This is a genomic window from Streptomyces sp. WAC 04229 (assembly GCF_003947455.1).
Lineage (GTDB): Bacteria > Actinomycetota > Actinomycetes > Streptomycetales > Streptomycetaceae > Streptomyces.
On the sequence record NZ_QHJH01000009.1, the window covers coordinates 23,669 to 39,650 of the forward strand.

Here is a 15,982-nt window from a genome sequence, read left to right on the forward strand (position 1 = left end):
CTCACCCACGCCTCCATGTAGCGAGTATTGCTCCAGATCGGATCCAAAAGCTCTGCGAAGCCGGAGCCATGACCTCAGCGACGGGTCTGATGCAGGTTCGGTCACGCGGTCTGGAGAGCCGGCGTGGTCATGACGGTCTCGAATTCGATGGGGATCAGCCGGCTGAGTGAGGCTTGTCTGCGGCGCCTGTGGTAGGTCCGCTCCACCCGTCGACGTCTCCACGCCGGGCGACGGCATTATCCAGGGCTGCCACGGCAGGGCGGGACTTCATCCGAGCGTCGATGGAGTAGCCCACGGTCCTATTGCTATAGACGTCCTTGACCGCGCAGAGATAGAGCTTGCCTTCGCGGGTGGCATGCTCGGTGATGTCAGCAAGCCACAACCGGTTCGCACAGGTCGCGGTGAAGTCACGGCGGACCAGGTCGTCGTGCACCGGAGGGCCGACCCTCTTGCCCTCGCCGCGCTTCTTGCCAAACACGCACCAGCGGTTGTCCCGGCAGATCCGCCATGCAGTCCGGTCCGCCATCACGGCCCCGGCGCCGCGCGCTTCGTCGGCCAGGGAGCGGTAGCCGAACTCCGGGTCGTCACGGTGCGCGTCATACAGCGCGTTCGCGCGATACGCGTCCTCCAGCACGGCGCCGGTCACCGGCTGGTTCAGCCAGCGGTAGTAGGGCTGTCTGGCGAGCTTCATCGCCCGGCACGCAACCGTGACGGGCACCCCGTCCCCGGCCGACTCCTTCACGAGCGGGTAGATCCTTTTCCCGGAAGATGCGCCTGCGACAGGTAGGCCGCCGCCCGCCGCAGGACCTCGTTCTCCTGCTCCAGCAGCTTGATCCGCCGACGCGCTTCCCGAAGCTCTGCGCTCTCTTGGCTGGTCGTCCCGGGCTTGGCCCCGTCGTCGATCTCCGCGCGACGCATCCACTTCCACAACGTCATCGTGGACTCCGAAGTCGGTGGCCACCTGGTCGACCGTCACACCCGGCCCGCGGTTCCTCGCGACCCGCATGACGTCCTGGCGGAACTCTTCCGGATACGGCTGGACACAGCGACATCCTTCCCACCCGCCCCGCAGGGCAAGCCAGTTTAGATGTCACCCGATCGTGCGGCAGACCCGTAGGGCTTGAGCGAGACCCGCCCTGGGCACGAACCACGACATGGATGAATTGTTCGGTGAGTGGGCGATGGAAGTAGCAGAAGCCGAACTCAGCAGTCCGCTTCCACGGCGGTGGGCACATACACAAGGAGTGGCTGAACGCGCGGTTGAAGTACGCCAGGTTCTCGGCGCAGACGCTGGCCTGCTCCTTGCTGCCGCCACGCTTCATGACGTCGGGTATGCACCCCGGCTCGCGACCACGGGCTTCCATCCTCTGGACGGAGCCCGCTTCCTTCGTGACGAGTATGGGACGGACCAGCGGCTGGTGCGGCTTGTCGCGAACCACTCGTTCGCCCTTCTCGAGGCTGAAGAGCGCGGGCTGATGGCGGACCTCGCAACGGAGTTCCCGCTGTTGGAGCAGCCTCTGCTTGTGGATGCCCTCGTGTACTGCGACATGACAACGACACCGGACGGCGACCGGACGACCGCACACGACCGGGTCGCGGAAATCGTCGGGCGGTACGGCACGGACAGCATGGTCGGTCGATTCATCCGGCGGGCGGCACCGGAGATCTTCTCCACTGTCGAGAGGATTGAGGCCGCCTTGGCGGCTCAGCCGAGGTAGGGATAGGTGCCGGCGAGGTAGTCGCCGATCTGCTGGCGCATGCTCGGGTGGATGTCGTACTGGTCCAGGTCTGCGGGCTGGACGAAGCGGACGCCGTCAGCCTCGTCGTTGACTGTGGGCTCGCCGCCGACAGGGCGGCCGATGTAGGTGTTCTCGTACTGCTGGCGGATCTCACCGTCGGTGTAGGCGACGATGTGGTTCGGGTTGGTGTAGACGCCGAGGAAGCCGGTGATCTCCGCGATGATGCCGGTCTCCTCCAGGCACTCGCGGACCGCGCACTGGGCCGCGGTCTCGCCGATGTCCTGGGCTCCGCCGGGGAGTGCCCACTGTCCGGTATCGCGGCGGCGCTGGAGGAGGATGGCACCCGTCTCGTCGGCGACGAGCAGGTTGCTGGCCGGGATGAGGGTGTTCGCTTTCGGCGCGGCCGGGTCGTTGTAGTACTCAGTCCTGCCCATGGTCGGCGGTCCTCTCCTGGTCGGGTGCCCATGGCCGTGCGGCGGCCCAGACGGCGTCGAAGCTCTGAGCGTAGTTGTCGAACCACCCCATGCCGTCGGCTCTCCTGAGGTGGAGGAGGGGGTTGGCGCTGGCCGGCTGCCCCCAGATGTGGGGATTGACGAGGAGGTCGTCGTCGTAGCAGAACATGGACGTGTAGAGCGTGGTGTCATGCAGACGCACCGCGCACCCGGCCTCGCCCAGCAGGGGGCGGTAGTACGTCAGCGAGGCGCGGATCTTGGCGGCGAGTGTGTCGCCGATTCCCTCTTCGCGGCCCCGGACGGCGACCGCCTGTCCGTCGGGGTCACCGAAGCACAGGCGAACCCGGACGCCCTCGGCGGCGCGTTCGGAGAGCATCTTGGCGACGTGCGGGTTGGACTGTGCGAAGAACGTGCCCGAGAAGACGAGGACGCTGATCTCCTGCCGTGCCTCCCGCAGCAGCGAGAGCCATACGTCCCGCGGCACGCTGGCTCGGTTCTGGTAGGCGCCGACCAGTTCGGTGCCTAATCCGTCGCGGGGTGGACCGGGCCGCTTGGAGGGCGTCGGCCAGAGGAAGGTCTCCTCCACGCGCAGATGACCGGCCACGCGAAAGCGATGCCGCGCGTGAGGAACGCGTCCTCCCAGCCACCGGCTCACTGTCTTGGGGTCGACCTCGCAGATCTCCGCGAGCGCATCGGGTGAGACCCCTCGTTGGGCGAGCACGGTATGCAGTCGGTCGTTCACAGAAACCATGCAAGCGGTGCAACGCGTGATCGCGCAAGGACGTTGTGGGACGTTGTCGCGGAATCACAGTGCCACCGGCTGCTGCTTACGCTGGCGTCATGGAGCTCATCGTCCTGTGGGACATCGACCACACCCTCATCGAGAACGCGGGGGTGAGCAAGGAGATCTACGCCGCCGCCTTCGCGGCGCTTGCGGGGCGCGAGCCGACGGGGCCGGCACGCACCGAGGGGCGTACGGACCGACTGATCATGCGCGACATGTTCGTTCGGGAGGGGCTGCCCGTACCCGACTGGCCCGGCATCGAGGCGGCCCTCGAACGGGCAGGGAGTGAGCGCCGGGACGCTCTGCGTTCGCGCGGATGGGCCTTGCCAGGAGCCCATGAAGCACTGGAGGCCGCCTCGGCACGGAGCGGCTGGGTCTCCTCTGTCCTGACCGGCAACATCGAGGCCAACGCCCGTGTGAAGCTCTCCGCGTTCGGCCTCGACTCCTTGCTGGACCTGCCGGTGGGCGCCTACGGAGCGGACGCCGATCTCCGTCCCGACTTGGTCGCGGTCGCCCGCGAGCGAGTGCTGCGGCTTCGTGGTGTCCGGGTCGACACGCCCATCGTCCTGGTCGGGGACACCCCTCGTGATGTGGAGGCTGCCCTGGCCACGGGGTGCGGGATCGTCGCCGTCGCCTCTGGTCTGCACGACCGCGCGGAACTCGCAGCGGCCGGCGCCCCCAAGGTCCTGCCGGACCTGGCAGACGCCAAGCGCCTTCTAAGCGTCCTTGAGTCGTTCGCAGGTGACGGAAAACGTCCCAGGACGTCCTCGGGCCGTCCCTGAACGCGGTGACGAGGTCCCCGGGCAGACAGCCACGATCGGGTTCCCGAAAGGCAGCCAGCCGAAGGAGCCCAAGTGATCAGGGAAGTCACCGGGATCAGGAAGATCCGGATGCTGTACCTGCAGCTGCTCTACCGCTGCAACTTCACGTGCCTGCACTGCTTCCACGGCAAGCGGCTTCAGTACGCGGACGCCTTCACCTCCGACGAAGCCGCCAGCCTCCTCACCCTGATGCGCGACGAGTACGGCACGGTGGAGGTCACCCTGCTCGGCGGGGAGCCCTTCGTCCACCGGGACCTCCCGCAGATCGTCCGCCACGCCAAGGAAGAACTGGGCCAGCGCGTCGAGATCTGCACCAACGGGTACCGGATCGAGCGACGCCTGACAGAGATCGCGCCGCACCTGGACCTCCTCAGGGTCTCCCTGGAGGGCGTCGGATCGACCAACGACGGCATCCGCAGGCACGGCAGCTACCAGAGCGCCCTCAACGCACTGAGCCTGGCACGGGACCTCGGAGTGCCGACCGGCGCGACCATGACCGTGACCTCACGAAACATCGGTGAGGTACTCCCCCTCGCCGGCATCCTGGCCCGACTCGGGGTCCAGCAACTCAAGCTCCACCACCTGCGGCCCGTAGGCAACGCCGCCAACCACCCCGAGCTACTGGTCACCGAGCCTGCCGCCTACGGCCGGCTCCGCGAAGAACTCGCGGCGGCCGACCTGCCTCTGGAGGTGATCGTCGACGAGGACCTCTCCGAGCACGGCGCCCCACAGCTCTGCGCCCCGACCGGAGGGCCCCGCGAGATCGACCGCATCGAGGCCGACCCGCGTGGTGCCCTGACCATGTCCTGCAAGGCCGTGGGCAAGGATTCCCACGCCTTCTGGTACGAGAAGAGCGCTGGCCGCATCGTTCACCAGCCCTCGGCCAGCGACGAGCTCACGCTCGCGGTGCCGGACGTGGTGTACGCCCGTGCCTGACCACCCGCGATTCGAGAGCCTGGAGGGCTTACGGGGCACCGGCAAGTCGACCATCGCCCCGATGCTCGCCGCCGCGCGCCACGCCGTCCTCGTCCCCACCGTGCCCGCTCTGTACCAGCCCCTCAGAGCGGCCGTGGACCAGCGGACCAACGTCGACGCGCGGATGTGCCTCTACCTCTCCGCGCTATTCACCGCGACCGAGGAAATCCAGAGCCACCTCGACGCCGGCGTCCCCGTAGTCGTCGAGAGCTACTTCGCCCGGTGCCTCGCCACCCACCAGGCCATGGGGGCTCGGCTCGGCGTCACGCTGCCGCGCTGGCTCCCGACACCCGTCACGTACTACCTCGTCTGCGGCGACGACGAACGCCGCCGTCGTCTGGCCGCCCGGGACAAGCCAGCGACGCAGTGGGACGCGCTGATCGAAACCGTCCCGGACCAGGTGACCGACGCCTACGCCTCGTTCCGGATGCGTCGCGTCGACACCATGGGGCGCAGCCCCGAAGAGGTGCTCCGTGTGATCACAGAAACCGACAGGCAAGGAGCGAACTCCCATGCAGACTCAGAGCCTGTGGGAGCACACCCTCACTTTCTTCCCTCAGTTCCTCGGCACACTGCGCGAGCGTGTCGCCCCTGACGCCACTGTCGCGGTCGTCGGCGCGAGCGACGGCAAGTTCGTCCTGCCGTTGGCCGCCGCCGGCTACCACGTCGTCGCCATCGAACGCGACGCGCTCGCCCTACACGGAGGCGAGGTACGCCTTCCGGGTGACAGTGAGGCCCACGCGATGGGCCTGATCGACCGGCTGAAGCTCGAAGAACTCCATGCCCGCGTCCACGTGGTTGAGGACGACTTCCTCGAGGGCAAGCCCCTGGGCGTGCAGTGCGAGGCGGTCTGGACGAGCTGCTCGTGGCACTACAGTGCCAACCACCACCGCCCGCTCGCCGAGTTCGTCGACCGCATGCAACGCCTGGTCCGCCCGGGCGGTGTGTTCGGTGCGGAGTTCATGATGCCCGTCGAAAGACGCCACCACATGACCGAGCACTACACCTCTCCCGAGCGCCTTCTCCCTCACTTCATCGGTGACTGGGAAATCCTGCTCACCCTGCGTACGAACGAGTTCACGGAACGGGCCCACGTCGGCCAGCCGAACGACCACACCCACCGCATGGGCCTGCTCATGGCAGCCCGAACGTCCCCTTTCACCGACCACTTCTGAGAGAAGGACCCCATGGATCACGAGTACGAGGCGAAGTTCCTGGCCGTCGACGCCGCTGGTCTTCAGGCCAAGCTGGCCGCCCTCGGAGCCGTCCAGGCGTTCCCCCGCACCCTCCTCACCCGCAAGATCTTCGAGAACGACTCCCTCGACGGTGGGGCCTGGGTCCGCCTTCGGGACGAAGGCACCCGGTCTACGCTCACGCTCAAGCAGGTCACCGACGCCACCACGATCGACGGCACCAAGGAGATCGAGACCGAGGTGTCCGACCTGCACGCCACGGCCGACATCCTGCGCCGGGTCGGCCTCACCGAGGTGCGCTACCAGGAGAACTACCGCGAGGAGTGGCGCTTGGGCGAGGTCGCCTTCGACTTCGACACCTGGCCCGACCTCCCCACCTTCCTGGAGATCGAGGGGCCCGACGAGGCATCGGTCCGGCAGGCCGCCGCGCTGCTGGACCTCGACTACTCCGAAGCCCGCTTCGGCAGCGTCGACGAGATCTACAAGAGCGAGGCCGGCCGCGACATCCTCGCCGAGCCCACCCTCCTGTTCTCCGACGCCGAGAAGCGGGAGGACGCTTCCTCCGCTGTCCGCAGCCACTGATCAAGGGGGCGGACAAGCCATGCTCACGGAAGCCGCATTACGGCACAGGGTGATCCCCGGTATCGCCGAGTTCGCACGCGGTGGACTGCCAGCCCCAGCGGCCACCGATGACGGCAACGAGTGGGTCGACGGGCCCTGCTGGCTCTACTGCGGGCAGCGGTGGACTCGTGTCCTGTGGATCGGCCCCGCCCGTGTCGCGGGCGTCCAAGCACCGATGTACGCCTGCGGACCCTGCATCCGAGCGCTACAGGAACGGGTCTGGCAGTCCCTCCTCAGCAAGGACTGCCCCGGCGACTCCACCCAGTCGAACGACGACTCCGTGGTGGGACAACCGACGGCTGGCCGGAGGCCCGGCAAGCACCGGGGCCAAAGCAGGTTCCTCCGCAGAGGTTAGCTCCCGCCGTGGTCGCATGCGCCCGCCGTCCCCCCGCGGTGTGAGCGCTGGCGGCCAGGGAGGGTAATGGCGTTCGGGCCTTCCCTGAGACGAAGGCCCGAACGCTTCCCTCTGCCTGCGGGGCCAGCGATTCGGACCGGACAGAGCGACGGCTCAATCTTCGGAGAGCGCGAGAGATGACCGGGATCGTTTGGCGACGGCATAGATGGTGTGCCGGCGGGCGCTGCGGCTCGCAGGATGTGGGCAGGACTGCGCCCGATGTGCTGGACGCGCCCCACTGACCCGCCGCGTCGAGGTTTCAGGGGCCGTTACGGTCAGGACCATGGCCGCAGGGAAGCGTGTTGTCGTTGTCGGGGCCGGCGTGGCAGGGATCACCACCGCTGTCGTTCTCGCCGAGACCGGCGTCTCGGTGCATGTCATCGCCAAGGAGGTGCCGGGCGTCACCTCGCTGGCGGCCGGGGCGATGTGGGGGCCGTATCTGGTCGAGCCGAAGAACAAGGTCGACCAGTGGGGACAACGATCGCTAGAGATCTTCCGAAGGCTGGCAGAGGATCCGGCCACGGGCGTCCGGCTCGCCAGTGGAATCGAGGCATCCCGCACGGCCGAAGCGCCACCGGACTGGGCCACCCCCCTGCCCGGCTTCCGGCCATGCGGGCCGGCTGAACTGCCAGCCGGGTTCTCGGCCGGCTACCGGTTCACGATGCCGCTGATCGACATGCCCACCTACCTTGACTACCTCCTACGGCGACTCGATGCCGCAGGAGGAACAGTCGAGCGGCGCCGCCTGGCCTCACTCGCGGACGCCGGTCCAGCCACCGTGCTCGTCAACTGCACGGGCCTCAGCGCCAAGGCTCTACTTCCCGACCCTGGGCTTCGGCCCACCCGCGGCCAACACGTCGTCGTCACCAACCCCGGGCTGACCGAGTTCTTCTCCAAGGACACCGGCCTCTCATCGGACCTGCTGTGCTTCTACCCGCACGGCGACACCGTCGTCCTGGGCGGCACGGCCATTGACGGTGAGGGGGGCCTAGCCTCCGACGACACGGCGGCGGCGGCGGCGGCGAGCATCCTGGCGCGCTGTGCCGAGGTCGAACCCCGTCTTGCCGCAGCCCGCGTTCTGGAGCATCGTCTCGGTGTCCGGCCCACGCGGGCCACGGTCCGGGTGGAGGCTGACCGGCGAGAGGACGATGCTGTGGTCGTGCACAACTACGGGCACGGCGGGGCTGGCGTCACGCTGTCATGGGGTTGTGCCGAGGAAGTTCGTGGGCTGCTCCCGGACAAGTGAAGCAAAACAGTCCAGGACGCTTGCCTGTATCGGCTTCCCTAATATGCCGAACAGGGTCACGACTGCTTAGAAACCCGCTCCTCTTTAAGTGGGTTCGATTTCAATTGGCGCTTTCGAGCGCAGACGATCATTTTCCTCCTCCAGGGCCTTGACTCGTCGCTCAAGTTCGGCTCGCGCTGGCTTCTTTGGAGATGCCGGAGGCGGCGGGGCCTTGGTCTTCGGCGGCTCGGCAAGTAGTCCGATGGGTTCGAAGGCTACGATCGTCAAGCGGTCTTTTCCACATTCAGAGCATGGTTTCCAGTAACCTCCCGCATCGATTGGGTTAGTGTACGTGTAATGCGCCTTGGTCTCGATGATGTGGCCGCAGTACAGTCGGACACGCCATCGCATGATCTCGTGATCCTCCGTCTTGAAGGACTGCGGCAGTCTCGCGGCGTTCTCGAATGCCTGGCGACGACGCTCTGCCCTAACCGGATCTGCCCGGCATTTGGCGTTATCCTCGGCTACCTGTCGCCGGATATGCTCGCTACTCTCCTCGCTCTCCTTCTGGCGCTGGTGATCCCAACGACTGAGTTTGTATTCCTCTAACGGGACGCCGTTGCTCCGATATTCCACCTCGTTCACGACAGGAAGCGTAGTAACGATGCGCGACGCGGCCGAGGAGTTGAAGCGTCTTGGTCGACTATCTCGCGCGGTGTGATCATTTATGGCGGGAGGAGCTCATACGTGACTGCGCTCTTTCCAACCAGTCGGGTTAATTGGGCAGTGCGGCTGACAGACAGGCGAAGCCCCGGCCACCCGTAAGCATCCTCGACGACTCGGGAAGGTTGTCTCTCGCATAAAACGTGAGCGACCCCGGGCGCTCCTGCAGGCCCTGACCGCCTAGAGCTGGCGAGGAGGTGCCCGGTGATTCACCTCGCCAGCTGAAACGGCGCATTATACGCACCAGTTGCCTGAAGAAGACCTGGTCCGTGCCTGGACCCCTCGAACGGGACAGCTTCCTCGACCTCATTCGGCAGTGCGCGTATCACCAAAGAAAGGGTCCCAGCCGGTGGGTTCAACACCGGAGGTGGAGCCATAGCCCAGCTCCCGTAACGGAGGAGACAAAGCATGGAAAACACGCCAACGGCCACCAATGGTGGCTGCCACGAGGGCCACACCAGCCAGCCTCTCGGGAACGCTGGCCAGGTCGCCCGGCTTCAGCCCGTTCCCGCAGCTCCGTACGACAGCGAGCCCGCCGCGGGAGGGTCCCCTGTCCAGCGGGCGTTCACCTTCACCAGCACCGTCACGGGCGAAGAAGTGACCGTGACCTGCATGCCCGGCTGCATGGTCGACCACAAGGCAGACAGCGACACGCCCACGCACCCACACGACATCTACTGCGATATACCCGGCACAGCCGACGAACTGCCCCTCTACGGCCCGCTGTGCACCACGCGAGGCCCGGAGGACTTCCGCTTCCTCAGCTGGCAGATCCAGTCCCACCCCTTCTCGGGCCGGCCAGCGGAGAGGCTGCCGTTCGTGGTCATTGAGGTCTTCGATGACCACTACATCGAGTACCTCGAACCGGACACACTGCAGGTGATCATCGGCTGCCTACAGAAGCGGGTCGATTCCCTGCGCGAGGCCCACGCCCAACTCGTCAACGTCCGCACCGAGTACGTCAAACTTCCGGGGGTGGCAGCATGAAGGCAACGTCCGTCACCGAACGCGCCATCGCTGAGGTGGAAGCGTTCCGTACCAAGATGCGGGAAATCGGCTCGTGCTCGCCTGCCGTGGAGAAGTTCGCCGACGACGTGATCGTCGGCATCATCGTCTGCGGATCTCCGAGGGCCGCCGTCGAAGCGGCGATGCGTAACGTCCTCAGCGAGTCGACGGAGGTGACGGTATGACGACGTTGACCACACGTGCTGGCTTCGATGCCTTCCGTGACCGCATGTGCGACCACTTCGGGCGGCTGCCCAACGGGCTTGACAGCCAGCACCTCCACATCGAGCAGGCCCCGCTCGGCCCGGATGAGTACTTCACTCACCGGCTCGACAACGGCGGCCACCACATCGTCTACGACCCGCGGCAGACCAGCGGGCTCATGGTGCGCCAGTTCCTCGGTATTTACGCGACCTTCACCGAGGACTCGATCCGCGAGGGCGTCCGCGACGCCTACTACAAGGAAGATGTGGCGGGCGTTCGGGAAATTTTGGAGATCGTCCTCAGCGAGATCGACCGCACCCAGGATTCTGCGGGTGTGATGGGCTGGCTACGGGAGCTGCTGCAACAGGCCCGCACGAAAACCAAGCCAATGGCCGCGTGAGGACGACCGCGAAGACCGCGGGGGTCGGGGGTGTGCAGTTCCTGGACAGCCCCGGCCGCGTTGCCCAGCCCGCACCTGACAGCGAGCCTCTCAGAGAAAAGTGCGCGGACCGGGCTTGATGGCTGAGCCCGCGCCCTTACCGCCGTGGACGGTTGTTCGGGTGCACGGACACCAATGGCGAGGCGGGCTGTGCCCCATCCAGTGCGGGTCCAAGCGCGGATAGCCGCATGGTGGTCCGTCGGCGGGCGGCTTCAGCTCGGAGGTTCGGCGCCGGGTTGCGGCTCGTGTGCTGGATGCGTGTGATCAGGACCCGTGCGGGTTGGTGGGCGGTGGTGAGTTCACGTTGGGCAGCGGCTTCCTTGAGGAGCTGGTGGGGCTTGTGGCCGCCGGCTTCGGCATCGGCGAGGACGGTGGCGAGAGCGGGCCAGGCGGGATCGCTGAGAATGCGGTCGGCGTGGTTGGGGATGGCGGCGCGGACGTCGTGGACGAGGGTCCGGCGAGCCTGCTCGCTCGGTTGACGGGTGGCGAGGCCGTCGAGAACGGGTGTGAGGGCCTGATCGGCTGCCACCTGAAGGTGGCGAAGGGCCTGGCGGGCGGCTTCGGTCTGGTGAGCGTGGCTCTTCGCGTCGTGCCAGTGGGCGGCGAGGACCGTAGCCCAAACGAGGGCGGCGAGCAGGGTGGCCAGGACGCTTGCGTCGGGCCCGGTGGCGGTGTGGGCGATGTCGCGGGCGGCAGCGCGCAGGGTGTAGGCGGTCTGGTTCTCGGCGCGAACCTGGGAACGCTGGGCACGGGCGAAAGCTCGTGACGCGGCTCGGAGTTCGGCCTGAAGGTGAGCGGGGGCTTTCTGGGCAGTCGCTTCGATGAGTTCGCCGAGCGCGGTGATGTGGGCCTGGGCATGAGTGCCGTCGGCCATGTCGGTGTGGAGGGCGTCGAGGGCGTCGGTGGCCTCGTTCCAGGGGGTGGCAGGTTGGTCGCGGCGGGCGGTGGGGTGCTCCTCCGGCACGGTGGTTTCGAGGCGGGCCTTGAGTTTGGGGAGCGTGAGGTCGGGGGCGATCTTTCCGCCGGGGTAGAAGATCTGTTCGCCGTCGTTGTTGAGGTCGCCGGGTCGGCCGACGGCGTAGCCGAGGAGGTCTCCGGACGGTCCGCGGCGGGGTTTGACCACGATGCCGCCTGCTTCGAGGTAGGCGAGGAGTTCCTCCGCGCTGCTGGCGTGGGGAATGGCGGCGCGGATGCGGTCCTGGAGCCAATCGCGGCTGGTCTGCTCCCAGCCGAGCCGTTCGGTCTTGTGCATCTCGGCTTGGGTGGGCCGGCGTCCGGCGGTGCGGTCGCCCTTCTTCAGCTGGCGTAGGCCGTAGTCCTTCTCGATCTGGCGGCAGGCGTCGCCGACGCGGGCGCCGCTGTCGTGGAGCCTGGGGCGGCGGCCGTCTTCGCGGACGGTGGTGGCAAGGATGTGGATGTGGTCGTCGGCGTGGCGTACGGCGATCCAACGGCAGCCAAGGTCCTCTCCGGCGGGGGCGATGCCGGCGGCTTCGACGATCCGCTGGGCGATCTCGGCCCACTCGGCGTCGGAGAGGCTGCGGTCTTCGGGGGCTGCGCGTATGGGGCAGTGCCAGACATGGTCGGTGACCTTCTTACCGAACTCGCTGTTCCGAAGCAGGACAGGCTCGTCGAGGTGGCGGGCGAGCTGGGTGAGGGTGGCGTCTTGGTCACGGCCGGGGTCTGGCATGCCGAGCATGGCGAAGCCGGCGACGATGTGCGGGTCGGTGTGCTCGTCGTGGCGGCCGGGGCCGTAGAGGTAGGCGAGCAGGCCACGGGTGTTGGACCCGGCCGGTTTGATGGCGGCGATCACGCGGCCTGGTCCTTTATGCTGCCGGCGGGTTCACGCAGGGCCTCGGCGATCAGCTCCAGCAGGCGGTCCAGCTCGCCGAGCCGGTGACGGATGTCGGGCGGAGTCAGGTCGCTGTTGAGGGCACGGGCGATCTGGTTGACGTTGACGCCGATGCGGTTGAGCTCGCGCAGCACCTGGGCACGGAACATATGAGTGCGGCGGCGGCCCTCGGACAGCGGCAGATTCGCCGTGAACCGGCCACTGATGAAGGCGAGGACGATGTCGGCGGCGAAGCCGGACTCCCCCTTGTAGCCGTGCTCGGCGGCGGCCTCCTGGAGCCTGACGTGCTCGACGCTGGTGAACCGCATCGGACCGACACGGATGGTCCGCTTCGTGCCACTGAAACGACGGATCGCCGGCTGAACGCTCTGCACGTCTCCCTCAACGGCCGCCGGGGTGGCTGCGGACTCGGGGCGGAGAATCTGCTGCTGGACAGCGTGCAAAGTGTCTGGATCGGGGCTGCCCTCGGCCCCGACCTCCTGGTCCGGCGCCCCCTGGCGTCGGGCCGTCTCCGCCACCCCCGGGGCGGAGACCCCCGAAGACCGGCCTTGAGTCGGACTCGGGGTACTACTGGCTCCGCCAGGGGCCGTCCGTCCGAACGCCCGCCGCAAGCGTCCCAGCAGCGTTGGGGAGTGCGACGACAAAGGTGTCTCAACGTCGGTGTCTTCAGGCGGGTGCTCGTAGTGCGTCAAGGAAGCTGCTCCAGGTACGGCCGGCAGGCGGAGCGGAGATGCCTGTCCGGCAGGGTCGTCGTGCTGTCCACAGGGTGTGGAGATTGGCTGGGCGGTTGGCCGTCTGCTCGGGTGACCGGAAGGGTTCCGGTCACCCGAGCAGGCGGCGGTCAGCGCTTGGAGACCTCGATCCCGGCGGCTTCTAGTTCCGGCCGAAGCAGTTCCATCACCTCGGTCTGCCGCTCACTGCCGATCGTCAGGTCCCGGTCCTTCACTGCCGCTCGGAGCAGGCCGCGCGTGAGTTTGCCGTGCTGGTGGCCGGCGGCCCGGCCGATATCCGCCAGCTCCGCGATGGTCGCCTTCGCCGGACGGCCACCGCTCGGCCTGCCCTCCGGAACCTGTGCCGCGGGTTCCGTCCGCTCACCGCCGGCGGCTCGTGAACCGGCAGGAGCGGCGTCTGGCAGGTGGCTGTGACTGAAGTCGCCGACCGCTTGCTCCTGCGTCTGTACGGAACCGGTGTTCGGGGAGTCGTCGGACGGTGCGACGAGCTGGTGGATCTGTCGCATGAGGACGCCGAACGCGACCATCGCGGCGGCCGGAGGGACGGCGGCGACCACGTAGTCGAGGAACGGGACAGGGTGTGCGTTGCCCGTGCCGCTGACCCCAGCGACGTTCAGCGCTATGGAGCCGACCGATCCGACGGCGGTCACGGCGATCGCCCACGGGTCCGTGACGCGGCGCAGTGCCGCGCGCAGCATGAGCAGTTCGCCCGCGACGATGAACGCGTCCACGGTGGCGGGCCAGGCCCAGCGGCGAATGGGCGACGCTCCGAGCCCGTGCTGGCCGGCGACGTCAGCCAGGTGCGCGTAGGAGAGCCAGAACGCTCCGGCGGTCAGGGTGACGATGACGATGCCGGCCGCGCCGAGCGCGAACTGCTCGGCGTCAGCCTTCCTTTTCGGTCGCCCTTCGCTGGGGACGTCATCGTGCGGCTGCGGGGCTTGCATGAGGGGCGGAGTGGTCAAGCGGAAGGCTCCTGGGGGTAGCGGTGTGCGGCGTCTTTGCCGTCTCGGCCGTTGCACGTGCAGGTCAGGGCGGGACGGCAGCTCTCCTGATGTGCCGTCCCGGCGGGTGCTGGCGTCTTGTCCCACGTCGGGACAGGTATGCGGCGTTCTTGTCCCGACTCGGGACAAGAACGGCGCCGTCGGGGCGGGCTTGCTTGGGTCGGTGTGTCCCGTGAAGGGACGGCTGCGCAGCACCGTCCGTCCCAATAGGCAGGGCTGTGAGCTGCGGCGATACGGCATGGACGCCTGGGACGTGGCAAGACGGATCCCGGCAGCGTCTCCGGCGGGCAGCACTCCTGGAAACGCCTGCATTGCCGTCTTGTCCCTGGCTGACGTCTTGCCGGTGTGCTGTCTGACCTGCGAGATCACGGCAGGGACGGCAAGTACGGCAACCAGGAGCCGCGGATCAGCTCTCGCCGCGGCGGGCGTCGACTGGGTGGACGGCCGGACAGTACCGCCGCCACGCGTCGAGGAACTTGTGGCGCATGTAGCCCTTGCGCTGAGTCCGGTCGGCCATGCGTACATTGCCGGGCCGGATGTCGTAATCGCGCAGCATCGCGCCGAGTTCGCGGGCGGTCAGGCCGTAGCGGCCTCGTTCTCCCCACGGGGCTTCGGCGTCCGCGTTCAGGTAGTGCAGAAGATCCTCAGTGGAGAGGCTGTCCGCTTCCCTCTGGGCGAAGAAGACCCGACGGATGTCGGCGAGGATGCGCGCCCCGCTGGGGTGGTCCTCTTCTGCCGCCACCTCGGCGGCGACCATCCGCGCGCAGGCGATCCGCGCCAGCCGGGGCCAGCGACCGCCCGCCAGGTCGGCGACGATCACCAAGGGCTCCCACGTGTCGGCGGCGCGGTCTTCAACCGGCATATCCGGCTCCAGGTTCGCGGCGTCTTCCAGCAGCGGCCTGGCCAGTGCGTGGATGCGGTCGCGCAGCTCGTGCAGGGCGGGGATGTCCCGGCGGGAGCGGAAGGGCTTGACCTTCTCACCCTCGGCCCGGCGCCGCATGCGGATGACCACCGACCGGTCCATGACTGTGTCCGGCAGGTCCCCGATTCCCGCGATGGCCGCCATCGCGAAGGTGGCGAACTTGTGCGGGGTGTGGTCGTTACCGACGACCCGGGTGACGTACCGGCCGCGCTGATGGCCGGCGTTGAGCAGGCCGCGCGTCTCCTCGTTCTTCTCCGCGACCTTGGGGCCGAAGATGGTGTCGGCCTCGTCCACCAGCAACGTCGGCGGCTCGTCCTCGTGGATCGAGCGGAAGATGGCCGCCGGTGTGGTGTTGATGGTGAGCATGGGCTCGTGGACCGTCTCGGTCAGCACGTCCAGCAACCGCGACTTGCCGCAGCGCTTCGCCGGCCCCACCACTGCCAACCGAGGGGCGTGCTGCCACGCCGGCTGGAGATGTGTCGCTGCCACCCACAGAGTGATCGCGTCCAGTGCCTCAGAGGAGGGCGGGATCACGAACCGGGCTATCTGCGAGCGCAGCTCGTCCAGAGCCTTCGAGCCGACCGTCGGCTCCGCGTCGGGCATGGCATCCAGGCCGATCGCCGGGTCCGCCTCGTTGGTGCTGTCATCGGCCCTACTGTCGCTCGGGTCCGCCCTGCCGTCGGCCTGCGCGGGACGCAGGTGGGCTCCGGGCTGGCCGGGAATGGCCGTGGCGGGCCAGGCCGCTCGTGCGGGGACGGAATAGGTCTCGGGGTTCTCGGGTTGCACTGGGCGGCTCCTCGTCTGGCGGTTTCGGGTTTGCACACCCCTGCCGCCGGGTCGGTTCTCACGGGATTGCTGGGGAGTCTCGGGGCCTCCGGCGTTGCACCGCCGGAGGCTCCCCCTC

General features: G+C 67.8%; 17 protein-coding genes and 1 pseudogene. 10 read left to right on the forward strand and 8 right to left on the reverse strand.

The features are described 5' to 3' along the window. Positions 1-101: 101 nt before the first annotated feature. Positions 102-1,006 (reverse strand): annotated as a pseudogene (locus DMH12_RS04155) (IS3 family transposase). Between the two features lie 148 nt (positions 1,007-1,154). On the opposite strand from DMH12_RS04155, the gene DMH12_RS04160 reads away from it, so the two are divergent. After that, the gene (locus DMH12_RS04160; RefSeq protein WP_125490164.1) at positions 1,155-1,718 is read left to right on the forward strand and encodes an HD domain-containing protein; all 564 of its coding nucleotides are present in this window, start codon (positions 1,155-1,157) and stop codon (positions 1,716-1,718) included. On the opposite strand, the gene DMH12_RS04165 is transcribed toward DMH12_RS04160, so the two are convergent. Together DMH12_RS04165 and DMH12_RS04170 are read right to left on the reverse strand one after the other, a co-directional pair. Continuing rightward, positions 1,706-2,173, reverse strand: coding sequence for an NUDIX hydrolase (locus DMH12_RS04165; RefSeq protein WP_030404972.1), 468 nt, complete (start codon positions 2,171-2,173; stop codon positions 1,706-1,708). The genes DMH12_RS04160 and DMH12_RS04165 overlap by 13 nt on opposite strands. Next, positions 2,160-2,933, reverse strand: coding sequence for a helix-turn-helix domain-containing protein (locus DMH12_RS04170; protein ID WP_185832134.1), 774 nt, complete (start codon positions 2,931-2,933; stop codon positions 2,160-2,162). Before DMH12_RS04170 ends, DMH12_RS04165 begins: the two co-directional genes overlap by 14 nt. Before the next feature lie 98 nt (positions 2,934-3,031). Here DMH12_RS04170 and DMH12_RS04175 point away from each other — a divergent pair, with 98 nt between their 5' ends. The 6 genes from DMH12_RS04175 (at position 3,032) to DMH12_RS04205 (ending at position 8,225) form a co-directional block, all read left to right on the forward strand. Further along, on the forward strand, positions 3,032-3,757 hold the full coding sequence (locus DMH12_RS04175) for an HAD family hydrolase (RefSeq protein ID WP_125490165.1): 726 nt from the start codon (positions 3,032-3,034) through the stop codon (positions 3,755-3,757). Positions 3,758-3,829: 72 nt separating this feature from the next. Further along, positions 3,830-4,732, forward strand: a complete 903-nt coding sequence (locus DMH12_RS04180; protein WP_125490166.1) for a radical SAM protein — start codon at positions 3,830-3,832, stop codon at positions 4,730-4,732. Between the two features lie 61 nt (positions 4,733-4,793). Next, positions 4,794-5,366 (forward strand): hypothetical protein, encoded by a 573-nt coding sequence (locus DMH12_RS04185; protein ID WP_125490167.1) that lies wholly within the window; start codon positions 4,794-4,796, stop codon positions 5,364-5,366. Further along, positions 5,284-5,946 carry a bifunctional 2-polyprenyl-6-hydroxyphenol methylase/3-demethylubiquinol 3-O-methyltransferase UbiG gene (locus tag DMH12_RS04190; protein WP_125490168.1) on the forward strand — a complete coding sequence of 221 codons (663 nt, stop codon included), beginning with the start codon at positions 5,284-5,286 and terminating at the stop codon, positions 5,944-5,946. Before DMH12_RS04185 ends, DMH12_RS04190 begins: the two co-directional genes overlap by 83 nt. A gap of 12 nt (positions 5,947-5,958) precedes the next feature. Further along, on the forward strand, positions 5,959-6,546 hold the full coding sequence (locus DMH12_RS04195) for a class IV adenylate cyclase (protein ID WP_125490169.1): 588 nt from the start codon (positions 5,959-5,961) through the stop codon (positions 6,544-6,546). Between the two features lie 716 nt (positions 6,547-7,262). After that, complete coding sequence (locus DMH12_RS04205; RefSeq protein WP_125490171.1) at positions 7,263-8,225, forward strand: FAD-dependent oxidoreductase; 963 nt, start codon at positions 7,263-7,265, stop codon at positions 8,223-8,225. An 84-nt stretch (positions 8,226-8,309) separates the two neighbouring features. Here the strand turns inward: DMH12_RS04205 and DMH12_RS04210 are convergent, their stop codons facing one another. Then, the gene (locus tag DMH12_RS04210) at positions 8,310-8,849 is read right to left on the reverse strand and encodes a hypothetical protein (RefSeq protein ID WP_125490172.1); all 540 of its coding nucleotides are present in this window, start codon (positions 8,847-8,849) and stop codon (positions 8,310-8,312) included. A gap of 486 nt (positions 8,850-9,335) precedes the next feature. Between DMH12_RS04210 and DMH12_RS04215 the strand changes: the two genes are divergently transcribed. Genes DMH12_RS04215 through DMH12_RS04225 form a run of 3 tightly spaced genes read left to right on the forward strand, consistent with a single transcriptional unit; the run spans position 9,336 to position 10,536 of the window. Beyond that, positions 9,336-9,914 carry a DUF6907 domain-containing protein gene (locus DMH12_RS04215; protein WP_125490173.1) on the forward strand — a complete coding sequence of 193 codons (579 nt, stop codon included), beginning with the start codon at positions 9,336-9,338 and terminating at the stop codon, positions 9,912-9,914. Beyond that, positions 9,911-10,117, forward strand: a complete 207-nt coding sequence (locus DMH12_RS04220; RefSeq protein ID WP_125490174.1) for a hypothetical protein — start codon at positions 9,911-9,913, stop codon at positions 10,115-10,117. The genes DMH12_RS04215 and DMH12_RS04220 overlap by 4 nt, the downstream gene beginning before the upstream one ends. Beyond that, positions 10,114-10,536, forward strand: coding sequence for a hypothetical protein (locus tag DMH12_RS04225; RefSeq protein WP_125490175.1), 423 nt, complete (start codon positions 10,114-10,116; stop codon positions 10,534-10,536). The genes DMH12_RS04220 and DMH12_RS04225 overlap by 4 nt, the downstream gene beginning before the upstream one ends. A 136-nt stretch (positions 10,537-10,672) precedes the next feature. Here DMH12_RS04225 and DMH12_RS04230 read toward each other — a convergent pair whose 3' ends face one another. From DMH12_RS04230 to DMH12_RS04245, 4 genes are all read right to left on the reverse strand, one after another. Further along, complete coding sequence (locus DMH12_RS04230; RefSeq protein WP_125490176.1) at positions 10,673-12,385, reverse strand: relaxase/mobilization nuclease domain-containing protein; 1,713 nt, start codon at positions 12,383-12,385, stop codon at positions 10,673-10,675. Then, the gene (locus DMH12_RS39620) at positions 12,382-12,732 is read right to left on the reverse strand and encodes a MobC family plasmid mobilization relaxosome protein (RefSeq protein WP_260474043.1); all 351 of its coding nucleotides are present in this window, start codon (positions 12,730-12,732) and stop codon (positions 12,382-12,384) included. The genes DMH12_RS04230 and DMH12_RS39620 overlap by 4 nt, the downstream gene beginning before the upstream one ends. Positions 12,733-13,265: 533 nt before the next feature. Continuing rightward, positions 13,266-14,099 carry a DUF2637 domain-containing protein gene (locus DMH12_RS04240; protein WP_125490236.1) on the reverse strand — a complete coding sequence of 278 codons (834 nt, stop codon included), beginning with the start codon at positions 14,097-14,099 and terminating at the stop codon, positions 13,266-13,268. Between the two features lie 463 nt (positions 14,100-14,562). After that, on the reverse strand, positions 14,563-15,864 hold the full coding sequence (locus DMH12_RS04245; RefSeq protein ID WP_125490178.1) for a DUF3631 domain-containing protein: 1,302 nt from the start codon (positions 15,862-15,864) through the stop codon (positions 14,563-14,565). Positions 15,865-15,982: the final 118 nt, after the last annotated feature.

What these genes read in the sequence shown, in the direction of transcription:
- DMH12_RS04160 (WP_125490164.1), top strand. Translation starts at nt 1,155, where the DNA reads ATGGATGAATTGTTCGGTGAGTGGGCGATGGAAGTAGCAGAAGCCGAA.
- DMH12_RS04165 (WP_030404972.1), bottom strand. Translation starts at nt 2,173, where the DNA reads ATGGGCAGGACTGAGTACTACAACGACCCGGCCGCGCCGAAAGCGAAC.
- DMH12_RS04175 (WP_125490165.1), top strand. Translation starts at nt 3,032, where the DNA reads ATGGAGCTCATCGTCCTGTGGGACATCGACCACACCCTCATCGAGAAC.
- DMH12_RS04185 (WP_125490167.1), top strand. Translation starts at nt 4,794, where the DNA reads ATGCTCGCCGCCGCGCGCCACGCCGTCCTCGTCCCCACCGTGCCCGCT.
- DMH12_RS04190 (WP_125490168.1), top strand. Translation starts at nt 5,284, where the DNA reads ATGCAGACTCAGAGCCTGTGGGAGCACACCCTCACTTTCTTCCCTCAG.
- DMH12_RS04195 (WP_125490169.1), top strand. Translation starts at nt 5,959, where the DNA reads ATGGATCACGAGTACGAGGCGAAGTTCCTGGCCGTCGACGCCGCTGGT.
- DMH12_RS04205 (WP_125490171.1), top strand. Translation starts at nt 7,263, where the DNA reads ATGGCCGCAGGGAAGCGTGTTGTCGTTGTCGGGGCCGGCGTGGCAGGG.
- DMH12_RS04215 (WP_125490173.1), top strand. Translation starts at nt 9,336, where the DNA reads ATGGAAAACACGCCAACGGCCACCAATGGTGGCTGCCACGAGGGCCAC.
- DMH12_RS04220 (WP_125490174.1), top strand. Translation starts at nt 9,911, where the DNA reads ATGAAGGCAACGTCCGTCACCGAACGCGCCATCGCTGAGGTGGAAGCG.
- DMH12_RS04225 (WP_125490175.1), top strand. Translation starts at nt 10,114, where the DNA reads ATGACGACGTTGACCACACGTGCTGGCTTCGATGCCTTCCGTGACCGC.
- DMH12_RS39620 (WP_260474043.1), bottom strand. Translation starts at nt 12,732, where the DNA reads ATGCGGTTCACCAGCGTCGAGCACGTCAGGCTCCAGGAGGCCGCCGCC.
- DMH12_RS04240 (WP_125490236.1), bottom strand. Translation starts at nt 14,099, where the DNA reads ATGCAAGCCCCGCAGCCGCACGATGACGTCCCCAGCGAAGGGCGACCG.